At 53.7% G+C, this 11462-nt stretch carries 10 protein-coding genes; 7 read left to right on the top strand and 3 right to left on the bottom strand.

What is annotated here, in order from left to right:
- The first annotated feature begins 2 nt into the window (after positions 1-2).
- Genes SynPROS91_RS04065 through SynPROS91_RS04055 form a run of 3 tightly spaced genes read left to right on the top strand, consistent with a single transcriptional unit; the run spans position 3 to position 2317 of the window.
- Positions 3-1298 (top strand): MFS transporter, encoded by a 1296-nt coding sequence (locus tag SynPROS91_RS04065; protein ID WP_186519433.1) that lies wholly within the window; start codon positions 3-5, stop codon positions 1296-1298.
- Positions 1264-1944 carry a Coq4 family protein gene (locus SynPROS91_RS04060; protein ID WP_186518622.1) on the top strand — a complete coding sequence of 227 codons (681 nt, stop codon included), beginning with the start codon at positions 1264-1266 and terminating at the stop codon, positions 1942-1944. Before SynPROS91_RS04065 ends, SynPROS91_RS04060 begins: the two co-directional genes overlap by 35 nt.
- Positions 1937-2317 carry a hypothetical protein gene (locus tag SynPROS91_RS04055; RefSeq protein WP_255439922.1) on the top strand — a complete coding sequence of 127 codons (381 nt, stop codon included), beginning with the start codon at positions 1937-1939 and terminating at the stop codon, positions 2315-2317. The genes SynPROS91_RS04060 and SynPROS91_RS04055 overlap by 8 nt, the downstream gene beginning before the upstream one ends.
- A gap of 215 nt (positions 2318-2532) precedes the next feature.
- Here SynPROS91_RS04055 and SynPROS91_RS04050 read toward each other — a convergent pair whose 3' ends face one another.
- Positions 2533-3090: a hypothetical protein gene (locus SynPROS91_RS04050; RefSeq protein WP_186518620.1), complete on the bottom strand. Its 558-nt coding sequence runs from the start codon at positions 3088-3090 to the stop codon at positions 2533-2535.
- Positions 3091-3430: 340 nt separating this feature from the next.
- Here SynPROS91_RS04050 and SynPROS91_RS04045 point away from each other — a divergent pair, with 340 nt between their 5' ends.
- Entirely contained in the window at positions 3431-3709 is a 279-nt protein-coding gene (locus SynPROS91_RS04045; protein ID WP_222929401.1) for a hypothetical protein, read from the top strand.
- 212 nt (positions 3710-3921) lie between these two features.
- Here SynPROS91_RS04045 and ychF read toward each other — a convergent pair whose 3' ends face one another.
- Positions 3922-5013: a redox-regulated ATPase YchF gene (gene ychF, locus SynPROS91_RS04040; protein ID WP_186519429.1), complete on the bottom strand. Its 1092-nt coding sequence runs from the start codon at positions 5011-5013 to the stop codon at positions 3922-3924.
- Between the two features lie 168 nt (positions 5014-5181).
- On the opposite strand from ychF, the gene SynPROS91_RS04035 reads away from it, so the two are divergent.
- The 3 genes from SynPROS91_RS04035 (at position 5182) to cysS (ending at position 11184) form a co-directional block, all read left to right on the top strand.
- Positions 5182-6357, top strand: a complete 1176-nt coding sequence (locus tag SynPROS91_RS04035) for an efflux RND transporter periplasmic adaptor subunit (protein ID WP_186518616.1) — start codon at positions 5182-5184, stop codon at positions 6355-6357.
- A gap of 24 nt (positions 6358-6381) precedes the next feature.
- Entirely contained in the window at positions 6382-9375 is a 2994-nt protein-coding gene (gene polA / locus SynPROS91_RS04030) for a DNA polymerase I (protein ID WP_186518614.1), read from the top strand.
- A 312-nt stretch (positions 9376-9687) separates the two neighbouring features.
- Entirely contained in the window at positions 9688-11184 is a 1497-nt protein-coding gene (cysS, locus tag SynPROS91_RS04025; RefSeq protein ID WP_186518612.1) for a cysteine--tRNA ligase, read from the top strand.
- Here cysS and SynPROS91_RS04020 read toward each other — a convergent pair.
- Positions 11181-11420 (bottom strand): hypothetical protein, encoded by a 240-nt coding sequence (locus SynPROS91_RS04020; RefSeq protein WP_186519427.1) that lies wholly within the window; start codon positions 11418-11420, stop codon positions 11181-11183. The two genes, cysS and SynPROS91_RS04020, sit on opposite strands and share 4 nt — an antisense overlap.
- Positions 11421-11462 lie beyond the last annotated feature (42 nt).

Here is an 11462-nt window from a genome sequence, read left to right as displayed (position 1 = left end):
AAGTGGCGTTTATTCGCCTGCTCGCATCTTTTGGAGCGGGTGGTGTCATTTATCTGACACCGATCGTGTTTCACCAGGCCAGCTTCACGGCAGTGCAAGTGAGTCAAGGCTTGGCGGCCTCTGCCTTGATCGGCACGGTGGCAAGGCTGTTGAGTGGCGTCTTGCTGGACCGCGGGCTGACCTGCTCATGGCCAGTTCGAGCCGCTGCCCTGCTCGCCTTAATGGCGGATTTGGTCCTGTTTCAGGCCACAGGCTTTAACGGATACCTCGTTGGACAGTTGCTGATCGGTGTAGCGGCTGGCCTTTATTTCCCTGCCATTGAATTGGCCGTTCCCTTGAGCTGCAGCGGTTTTAATTCCAGCCGTGGATACGCTCTCGCTCGCAGCGCCGACGCCTTAGGAGTCGCCACTGGCGCCTTACTCGGTGCGGTTTTAACCGCCATGGAGATGATCCGGATGGTCTATGCGGTGGAGGCCGCGGCCGTGTTGAGCATGCTGGTGGTGTTGTTGCTCACGCCCCTGCCAGACGGACGGGCAGCGCTTTTGCATGCCAGCGCCACGACAACCAACAATCACAAACTCAAGGCTGAAACAGCGTCGAACAGCGACGCCAAGACGAAGGCTATAGCCAACTCAGAGGCAGGCTGGCACTGGCTTCTTCCCCTCATTCCAGTGCTGGTTGTGAGCGTAGTCGCCACTGGAATTGTGTCTTTAATGCAAAGCGCCCTTCCGCTGGACATGGTACGAGGAGGGATTGCCCGCGCACCGCTCAGCGAAGCCTCCAGCGGCGGCTTGATTGCTTGGCAGCTCCTTCTGTTGATGGTGCTTCAGTGGCCGATCGGCAATTGGGTTGCAAAGCGAAGTCTGCGTTTTGGCTTAGGCATGGGTCTGCTCGGATTCATCACAGGCTGCCTCTTATTGGCTGGGTCCGCGCTCTGGTCGGGAGGCAGCAGCCTGATTGCGCTTGCGATGGTTCCAATCGCCTTTGGAGAGGCTGCTTTTTTACCAACGGCGGCAGAAGCCATGGTGGAAGAAACGCCACTGCAACATCGCGGTTTAGCGATGGCCTTGTTCTCGCAGTGCTTTGCGATCAGTGCCATCGCAGCACCTCTACTAGCAGGTGCCCTCTTAGACCAACAGGGCCACGGCTTGGTGCTTTGGTTGTTGATGGCTTGCACCTGTTTAGCGGTGGTTCCCCTGCTGAAGGCCGTTCGTCCACGCTACAAACCTAATTTGAGTGCGAGCCCGATCGAGGAACCCCTAGATGCCACGAACCCGCGAGCTGCTGCGCTCCATTAAAAATCTGCGCATCCTGCGCGAGATTGCAGTCACGGAAGGTTCACTCAAAGGGGTGGGTGACCTGATTGACAACTTCCTCGACAGTGAGGCCATGGACGTTTCGATCGCGCGCTTTAAGGCCTTACCTGGCGGTGCCGAGATGATGGAACAGCGCTTCCCAGCCTTTCAACCAAACATTGAAACGCTGGAGTTGCTTCCGGAAGGAACACTGGGCCGGGCCTATGCGGGAATGATTCGCCGCTTGAATTACGACGCCGACTTTTTCCGTCCTCGAGACACGAGCACGGAAGCCCTCTGGCTCACCCAACGCATCGCTACCACCCACGACATTCATCACGTGATCGCTGGGCTCAACACCCAAGCGCAGGGGGAGTCGGCCGTGTTGGCGATCACCGCCACCCAGATTGGCTTCCCCGCTTACGTGCTGCTCAATCTTCTGGCCAGCTTTAAGGCCTTCCGCTTTCAACCCACTGACCACGAAGCGATCAGTCGCGCCATTGCTCACGGTCAGCGCGTCGGCCTGCAGGCCAAGCCGCTGGTTTTGCAGCGCTGGGAGGAAGGCTGGGAGAAACCGCTGAGCCAATGGAGAGAGGAACTCACCATCCCGATGGCCACAGGCGAGACTTTCAGCGCGCCCTATGAGTAAGCCGATGATGCCCCGCAAACATTTGCTCTGGATCAGCCTTGGTTTGATGCTGAGTCAGGCGATCGTTTGGAGTGGCGCACAAGCCCAGACCAACCAGACGTCCGAGCAAGACATGCGCCGAGCACTCGTAGGTCAATCGGCTTATGCAGCCTGCAAAGTGCTGCACGCTGACTACAGCCAAAAGCGCGCTGATCTAATCGTGGAAGCAGCAATTAAAAACAACAACTGGGAATCGCAAAAGAAGTGGCTAAAGTCTTCCCAAGCCACCCAAACCATCCAGCTGGTCAGTGAGGCCATGAATCAAGAGTGCACAGATTTCAATCAAAACAGCACACAATTTGTTCCAGCAATGGAAGCCATTGAAGCTCTTTGACAAACAAATACAATAACTTTATTTGCCAGAAAACTTATCTGATGAGTTAATCCTGAGGAATACACTTCCTAGCTTTCCTTGCAAAGTCTTGGTCACTTCCCTAGCTAAAACCGCAAGGTAGATAGGCATCGCATCAAACTCCCAACTCAATATTTACCAGCCCCGCCAAAAGCGGGGTTTTTATCTTATTGATCATTCTATAACCTTATTAGAAGTCAATAGGAAGCTGGCATGGCAGGACCGGGGCCTGGCATAACACGAAAGTCGAAACTTACACGGCTCGAAATCGTTGTATTTATTTTTGATCCATGCCCGAGATTAACACCATCAAAAACCAAAACCTGCCCTGGATGCATTGTAATTGGCTTAAAATCTTTGGCCCCAATCTTACTTTCAACCCAAAGACTATTATCCCCCCATACCTTGGTAAGAGGGACCCAAATATTCAATCTTCCTTGTTCAACACCAAAGTCTCGATCCTTGTGAAAAACACTACTCCCTAGTCCACAGTAATGAAAGCGAAAAGATGGTGGACTCTGGTAAGAGGCAATCTTTCCAATTTTATCTACAATGATATCGGATATAAATGAACAATAATTCTCAAAAATTTCATCAAAAGAATCTGCTAGCTGGTTTTGGGTTGGACTTCTGTTTAATATCTTGACTTGATCTGATGCGTGAGCCGTCTCGAGGCTTGCAACCCCAAGAACTTGGCAAGCCCATTCCTGAAATCGATATTTGCTGGGATCATATTCTAGGATTATTGGCTTCATACACGCAACTTTAAGTGCGAGCCATTTACCATTAACAATCGATTTCGGTGATTCTTAAATAATGTTTTTAAGAATTCAGAATCTTTTAGAAGCAATATCTGCTAGAACGCCAGTGCACATCAGCAGAGTTATGCATTTGCAATCATGTTCCAGACGTCTTTCATATTGGCGGCAAATGAGACGCCTAACTTGTCTTCCTGTCCGCCCCTCCATGAGTAGGGGGTTTTTATTGCCACGGGCAATGCTTTAAGCAGTTACCGTCAACCGTTGACATTCGACATTCAGATAACGCTGGCTCGGCTTCAGGAGCTGCTGATCGAACTACGAGCCAATGACGCTGATGACCAAACCAATTAAGTTCTACAGGATTGTCTGCATTACAACTGTCGCTGAAAGTGCTTGGGAAACATTCACCAACAAAAAGAAAGCATTAGTTGCTCTCAAACTGATGGTCAAACAAATAAAGGAAGCCTACAAAGATAATCCTGAGAAATTCAACTACGCAAAACTCTACTCCTGCAATCTTGTCAATGATGATGAGGCGCAGGAAGAAATCGAAGGCAGCTTGGAACTCCTCTGGATGTGGGATTTAGAAGATGGTTTCTCTGAATTCAACTGACTAACTAAGCAATGAAGAATAAGTTCGGATGGCTACTACTCCTAACAGTTATTGTTTAGCAAGTCACAGTAACTAGTAGCGATAAGACGACTCTTGCTTGCGGCCCATTCCTACCGCAGCCCTATAGACAAGTTGATGCAACAAGGCAAGCGAATTACTTTGTTTCAGGCCTTATGGGATTAGCAATTCTATTGAAGAAACCAGAGAGCCGATTAAACATTAAACAAAAATTCCATCACATCACCCTCGGCCACGAGATAGTCCTTCCCTTCACTGCGCAACCAGCCCTTATTTCGAGCTTCAGAAAGTGAGCCAGCCTCCAGCAACTTCTCCCAACCGATGGTTTGAGCACGGATGAATCCACGTTCAAAATCAGTGTGAATCACCCCTGCTGTTTGCGGTGCGGTCATCCCGGCACGGAAGGTCCAAGCCCGTGTTTCCTTTTCACCAGTTGTGAAATAGGTGCGTAAACCCAACAAGCGATAGGTGGCACGAATGAGACTGCGCAACCCTCCTTCACTTACGCCCAGCCCTTGCAAATAATCAGCGCATTCTTCAGCACCCAACTCAACCAACTCGGCTTCCACCTGAGCTGAAATGCGGACGGACTCAGCACCTTCTTTCTCGGCAAGGGCCGCAACTTCTTCGCAGTAGCTATTGCCCGCAGCCAAGTCGTCTTCGCTCACATTGGTGGCGTAAATAATTGGCTTGGCGGTGAGCAGTCCGAGCGGCTTGATCATCAGAGCTTCTTCATCGCTCAGCTCAATGCTGCGTGCGGCGCCACCGGCTTCGAGCACCTCTTGGATGCGTGCAAGCGCCTCATCTTCCACCTGCGCTTCTTTACTCGTGCGCATTTGCTTCTTCAGCCGCTCCCGCCGCTTTTCGATCTGAGAGAGATCGGCCAAGCCAAGCTCAAGATTGATCACCTCTGCATCGCGAGCAGGTCCCACCGATCCAGACACGTGAATCACATCGTCGTCTTCAAAGCAACGCACCACATGAACAATCGCGTCGACCTCACGAATATTGGACAGGAACTTATTGCCCAAGCCTTCGCCTTGACTGGCACCCTTCACCAAACCGGCGATATCCACAAACTCCATCCGCGTGGGGATCAGCTCTTTGCTCTTGCTGAGGTCGGAGAGCTTTTGGAGGCGGTCATCGGGAACCGCCACTGTGCCCACATTCGGCTCAATCGTGCAGAACGGAAAATTGGCAGCCTGAGCCTGCGCATTAGCCACCAGGGCATTGAACAAGGTGGATTTGCCAACGTTGGGCAATCCGACGATTCCAGCTTTAAGCATGTGGTCAAATCTATCCACCTGCCCTCAGCAGCTTTTGCGCGCACAAACCGCAGTAAAGACACGTCACAAGCACGAAAACGTAACTAGAGCGTGCAAATTTCAAACTGACGTGTCAATTCATCAGGACACAAGCGAGACTATGTGTGAAGTTCTGATACAGGCGCAGTCATGGTCAGCCAACAACGGCAAACCCCATTACTCGCCAAGGACCATGACTTGACCTCTCTTACTCGCCTCAGCGGAAATCGAAGACGACGCAAACGCCTGGTCATGGCTGGCGTAGCTGCAGCAGTTGTGGGCGGTGGCAGTTTGGTTTGGATGCTGACCAGCAACCGCAGCGGAAGTCGCGACCTATCCGACTACACCGTTGAAGCCACCCGTGGCTCCCTTCCTGGTGTGGTCACCGCTAGCGGCGAGCTAGAGGCGATTCGCCGCGTCAACGTGAGCCCAAAACGGCAGGGATTACTCGATGCCTTGCTCGTTGATGAAGGAGTCCGCGTTGAGAAAGGGCAGGTGCTTGCTCGCATGGATCGGGGAGACTTTCAAGACCGTATGGATGAATTCCTGGCTTTGGCGCGTCAAGCCAAAGCCGACTATGAAGCCAAAGCCTCTGACTACAAACGCCGTCAGACGTTATTTGCTAGTGGTGCGATTAGCGCAGCAGATAGAGATGATTATCGAGCCCGCTACCTCAGTAGCAAAGCCAATTTTGAAGCGACACAAGAAAGGATTCAGCAGCGAGATGTGGAGGGTGGTGAACTCTTAATCAGGGCCCCATTCAGCGGGGTGATTACAGAGCGCTATGCCGAACCCGGCTCCTTTGTGACACCCACCACCGCAGCATCCTCATCAGCAGGCGCCACTAGCTCCTCGATTGTTGAGCTCTCCCAGGGCCTTGAAGTCACAGCAAAAGTTCCAGAAAGTGATATCGGTCGTATCAAAATCGGCCAGGTTGCAAACGTCCGCGTTGATGCGTTCCCTGATCAAAGTTTTGCCGCTGAAGTTCGCGACATCGCACCGCGCGCCGAGAAAACCAACAATGTGATCTCGTTTGAAGTGGAACTCACCCTTCTGAATCCACCTCCGATCCTGCGCATCGGCATGACGGCAGACGTGAACTTTCAAACCGGACGCACCGCAGCAAGCACCTTGGTGCCAACCGTGGCGATCGTGACGGAGGATGGCAAACCAGGCGTGTTGTTGGTGGGCAAGAACGATCAACCCACATTCCAGGCCATCGAACTTGGCTCTAGCGGCGGCAGCCAGAGTGCGATTCTCTCCGGAGTGAAACCTGGAACCCTGGTGTTCATCGATTTGCCGCCCTGGGCGAAACAACGCGACTAATTCAGCCCACCCCTGCCGAAACCCATGAGCCCCACCTCCGATCAACCCCTGCTTCTGCTGGTGGACGGACACTCACTGGCGTTCCGCAGTTTTTATGCCTTCAGCAAAGGCGGTGAGGGTGGACTGGCCACCAAAGATGGAATTCCAACGAGCGTGACCTATGGATTTCTCAAGGCTCTGCTCGATAACTGCAAAGGGCTGAAGCCCAACAGTGTGACGATCGCCTTCGATACGGCTGAACCCACCTTTCGCCATAAGGCAGATCCCAACTACAAAGCTCATCGCGACGTCGCACCCGCTCACTTCTTCCAAGACCTTGAGCAGCTCCAAGAGATTCTGAAGACCCAGCTGCAACTGCCGCTCTGCCTGGCCCCGGGCTTTGAAGCCGACGATGTGCTCGGCACCCTGGCCAACCGCGCCGCGGCCGATGGCTGGAGCGTGCGCATTCTGAGCGGCGATCGCGACCTCTTCCAACTGGTGGACGACAGTCGCAACATCGCTGTCCTTTACATGGGCGGCGGGCCCTATGCCAAAAGCAGCGGTCCCACCTTGATCGATGAAGCTGGCGTACAAGCCAAGCTCGGCGTGGCTCCCACCAAGGTGGTTGAACTCAAGGCTCTTACTGGAGATAGCTCCGACAACATTCCTGGCGTGAAGGGAGTGGGTCCAAAAACAGCGATCAGCCTGCTGAAAGACAACGACGATCTCGATGGGGTGTATCGGGCCCTGGCCGAAGTGGAAGAGGAGGGGCCAAACGCGAGTCGAGGCGCCATTAAAGGGGCACTGAAAGCCAAACTTGCCAACGACAAAGACAATGCCTACCTGTCACGGCACCTGGCTGAAATCCTGGTGGACATTCCCTTGCCAGAGGAGCCCAAACTCGACCTGGGCAGTGTTGACGGTGAGGGCCTGAGTCAGCGTCTGCAGGAGCTCGAGCTGAACAGCCTGATCCGTCAGGTCCCCAACTTTGTGGCCACCTTTTCCAGTGGTGGATTAGCGGCCAATGCCCATCTCCTTGCCACAGCGGAGGAGCCACGAACCATCAAGGCTGAGGCCACAAAATCAGCTGAACCATCAGGACTCGATGCGCCAGCCGAAGCGACATCCGCCGCCGCTTCCAGCCAAACCCAACCGCTCTTACAACCTGGACTCGTTCAAAACCTTGATCAACTCAAGACGCTGCTGAAGCAGTTAATGAGCTGCCGTGATCCCCTGGCCCCCGTTGCCCTCGACACGGAAACCACCGACCTCAATCCATTCCGAGCTCAACTCGTAGGGATTGGCGTCTGCTGGGGAGCAGCAGCTAGCGATTTGGCTTACATCCCAGTGAGTCATCGCGGAGACCCTGATCCAGAGCAATTGCCACTGGAAACGGTGCTGCAAGCCTTTGCTCCTTGGTTGGCCAGTAACGAGCACCCCAAGGCGCTCCAGAACGCCAAATACGATCGCCTGATTTTGTTGAGACACGGCCTCCCCCTTGCCGGCGTCGTCATGGACACCCTGCTGGCTGATTACCTCAGGGATGCGGCAGCGAAACATGGCCTGGATGTGATGGCCGAGCGGGATTACGGCATTCGTCCCACCCTGTTTAGTGATCTGGTGGGCAAAGCCAAAGACGGCAAGGCCAGCAATTTCTCCGAGGTGCCCCTGGAACAAGCCGCTCAGTACTGCGGCATGGATGTGTATCTCACCCGCAAACTCGCGATCGACCTCAACAAGCAACTGGAGGAATTAGGCCCCCAGCTTCCGGACTTGCTCAGCAAAGTGGAGCTGCCCCTTGAGCCCGTGCTGGCCGTGATGGAGGCCACCGGTATTCGCATCGATGTGCCCTACCTAGCGGGGCTCTCCTCAGAAATCGGAGCCACTCTCGAACAACTGGAATCGAAAGCAAAACAAGTTGCAGAGGTGGATTTCAACCTCGCGTCCCCGAAGCAACTCGGTGAATTGCTGTTCAACACCCTCGGACTGGACCGCAAAAAATCACGTCGCACCAAAACCGGATACAGCACTGATGCCACCGTGCTCGAGAAGCTGGAACACGATCACCCCGTTGTGCCCCTGGTGCTTGAACATCGGGTGCTGAGCAAATTGAAGAGCACCTATGTGGATGCCTTGCCGCAACTGGTGGAAGCTGAAACCGGACGGGTCCACACCGACTTCAATCAGGCTGTGACCGCCACAGGCCGGCTAAGCAGCAGCAACCCCAACCTGCAGAACATTCCTATTCGGACCCAATTTTCCAGAAGAATTCGCAAGGCGTTTCTGCCCCAACAGGGCTGGCAATTGCTCAGCGCCGATTATTCCCAAATCGAACTACGCATCCTCACGCATCTATCCGGAGAAGAAGTCCTGCAACAGGCTTATCGCGATGGAGACGATGTGCATGCCCTCACCGCTCGCTTGCTTCTCGACAAAGACGAGGTGTCGGCCGACGAACGACGCTTAGGCAAAACGATCAATTTCGGCGTGATTTATGGCATGGGTGCCCAGCGATTCGCGCGCGAAACAGGTGTCAGCCAAAGCGAAGCAAAAGACTTTTTAAGCAAATACAAACAGCGCTATCCCAAGGTCTTCGCTTTTCTTGAACTTCAAGAACGTCTCGCCCTCAGCCAAGGCTATGTGGAAACCATTTTGGGGCGCAGGCGTCCTTTCCACTTCGATCGCAATGGTCTGGGCCGCCTCAGCGGCATGGATCCACTCGAGATCAATTTGGACGTGGCGCGACGCGGCGGAATGGAGGCGCAGCAACTTCGCGCCGCGGCCAATGCTCCCATCCAGGGTTCCAGTGCCGACATCATCAAGCTGGCGATGGTGCAGCTTCAAGCAGAACTTGAAAGCAAAAATTTGCCAGCAAGACTTCTTCTACAAGTGCATGATGAACTCGTGCTCGAAACAGAACCCGAGGCGCTTGACGTTATTCAGGAACTCGTGGTGCAAACCATGAAAAATGCCATCCATCTTTCTGTTCCCTTAGAGGTAGAAACAGGACGTGGAGCCAATTGGATGGAATGCAAATAATCGGACAAAAAGGAATCTGGACACTTCTACCTAAACCAAGAGATAATATATTTTCAAAATGCAATAGATCAATCTGTTTGAATTAGAGCCAGGATTTAAATTCTTTTTTGATCAAATTTAGCAAGGCCTAAAATAGATCAAAGCAGGAAGCGAGCATGCTTGCAAGCTACGCATCCACTTCAGACCCAACAGTCTGAATCTTGCGATTCGATCGCCTGAGCTCAAACACTTGCTCGGATCTAACATCCATCAAAGGTTTTTGGTCTGCGCTGCCAGGCATCAACCGTGATTTGATTCCCCTTTTTGAGCCTGATGTCTTCCCTGCGGTTTACCAACACCATCACCCGCCGCACGGAACCCTTTCTCCCACTTAAACCAGGAGAGGTGAGCATTTATTGCTGTGGGGTCACGGTCTATGACCTCTGCCATCTCGGTCATGCCCGCAGCTACATCAACTGGGATGTGTTGCGTCGCTACTTGATCTGGTGCGGCTACGCGGTGACGTTCGTTCAAAATTTCACCGACATTGACGACAAGATCCTCAAACGTGCTGCTGAAGAATCCTCATCCATGGATGAGGTGAGCGAGCGAAACATCGATGCCTTTCATCAGGACATGGATGCTCTTGGGATCTTGCGCCCTGACCGCATGCCCCGCGCCACCCGTTGTCTCGACAGCATCCGTGGCTTAATCGCAGAGCTTGAAGCCAAAGGTGCGGCCTACTCCGCAGATGGCGATGTCTATTTCGCCGTGATGAAGCACGCGGGCTACGGAAAGCTCAGCGGTCGAGACCTCAATGAGCAACAGGAGAATGCTGCGGGTCGCGTCGCCGATGCGGAAGAAGCACGCAAGCGGCACCCCTTTGATTTCGCCCTTTGGAAACGCGCAAAAGTCGATGAGCCAAGCTTTCCATCTCCCTGGGGCGACGGACGCCCCGGATGGCACATCGAATGTTCGGCGATGGTTCGTGAAGAACTCGGCGACACCATCGACATCCATCTCGGCGGAGCTGATTTGGTCTTTCCCCATCATGAAAATGAAATCGCCCAGTCGGAAGCAGCCACAGGATCCGAACTAGCGCGGGTTTGGCTGCACAACGGCATGGTGAATGTGGGTGGAGAAAAGATGAGCAAATCACTCGGCAACTTCACCACAATCCGCGCACTCCTACAAAGCGGACTCTCCGCAATGGCCCTGCGCCTGTTTGTGCTGCAAGCCCACTACCGCAAGCCCCTGGACTTCACTCCCGAAGCACTGGAAGCAGCCACCACAGGCTGGAAAGGATTGAATGCAGCGCTCAAATTGGGGGAAAACCACGCCGCCGCTTTGGGATGGGGCGATCAAACGGCCCTCAGCGTGGAAGCAGTCAGCGCTGGACTGAGCGCCAACGGCCCCTTTGAAGAGCTTGAGCAACGGTTCATCGCCGCCATGGATGATGACCTCAACAGCTCTGGTGCCCTAGCCGTGCTGTTTGATCTCGCCCGTCCACTCCGCGGATTAGCCAATCGCCTGGATCGAGGCGACCAGCCTGACCAGCCAGCCAACGAACTGAGCGAACAGCACACACGCTGGATGGTGTTGCGCGAACTGGCTGCCGTTCTTGGTTTACGCAGCGAAACCAACGACTCCAAACCATCAGACAATGATTCCGTCGATGCGCAAGCGATTGAACAGGCGATTGCCGATCGCAAAGCAGCGAAACAAGCGAAAAATTATCTAGAAGCGGATCGCATCCGCAAGACCCTCAGTGACCAAGGCATTGAGCTCATCGATAAGCCAGGTGGACTCACCGATTGGAGAATGCTCTAACGCTGCTTACCAGCCATCAACGCTTCAATCTTGCGAATGCGTTCCATGGTGGTCATCCAGACCTCCAGACGGAAGTTTTGATCGCCGAGCTCAGGGTCAGTCGGATCCATCGCTTCGATACGAGCCTTGAGCCCATTCACCATGGCTTCAATATCGTCCTTGGCCTCGAATGCATCCCAAAGCTCCCGTTCCAATCGGGCCCGCTCAATAAAATTCCAACGCTTGAGCCACAACATTGAACCGCGTCCACAGAGGCTCCTGTCTACCGGATTGCTGAC

This window comes from Synechococcus sp. PROS-9-1, from assembly GCF_014279775.1.
Taxonomy (GTDB): Bacteria; Cyanobacteriota; Cyanobacteriia; order PCC-6307; family Cyanobiaceae; genus Synechococcus_C.
Note: the sequence above shows the minus strand (reverse complement) of the source record. Positions and strands in the feature narration are given on the sequence as shown.

Bases quoted from the DNA above. Each gene is read 5' to 3' on its own strand.
- SynPROS91_RS04060 (WP_186518622.1), top strand. From the start codon at position 1,264: ATGCCACGAACCCGCGAGCTGCTGCGCTCCATTAAAAATCTGCGCATC.
- SynPROS91_RS04055 (WP_255439922.1), top strand. From the start codon at position 1,937: ATGAGTAAGCCGATGATGCCCCGCAAACATTTGCTCTGGATCAGCCTT.
- SynPROS91_RS04050 (WP_186518620.1), bottom strand. From the start codon at position 3,090: ATGAAGCCAATAATCCTAGAATATGATCCCAGCAAATATCGATTTCAG.
- SynPROS91_RS04045 (WP_222929401.1), top strand. From the start codon at position 3,431: ATGACCAAACCAATTAAGTTCTACAGGATTGTCTGCATTACAACTGTC.
- ychF (WP_186519429.1), bottom strand. From the start codon at position 5,013: ATGCTTAAAGCTGGAATCGTCGGATTGCCCAACGTTGGCAAATCCACC.
- SynPROS91_RS04035 (WP_186518616.1), top strand. From the start codon at position 5,182: ATGGTCAGCCAACAACGGCAAACCCCATTACTCGCCAAGGACCATGAC.
- polA (WP_186518614.1), top strand. From the start codon at position 6,382: ATGAGCCCCACCTCCGATCAACCCCTGCTTCTGCTGGTGGACGGACAC.
- cysS (WP_186518612.1), top strand. From the start codon at position 9,688: ATGTCTTCCCTGCGGTTTACCAACACCATCACCCGCCGCACGGAACCC.
- SynPROS91_RS04020 (WP_186519427.1), bottom strand. From the start codon at position 11,420: ATGTTGTGGCTCAAGCGTTGGAATTTTATTGAGCGGGCCCGATTGGAA.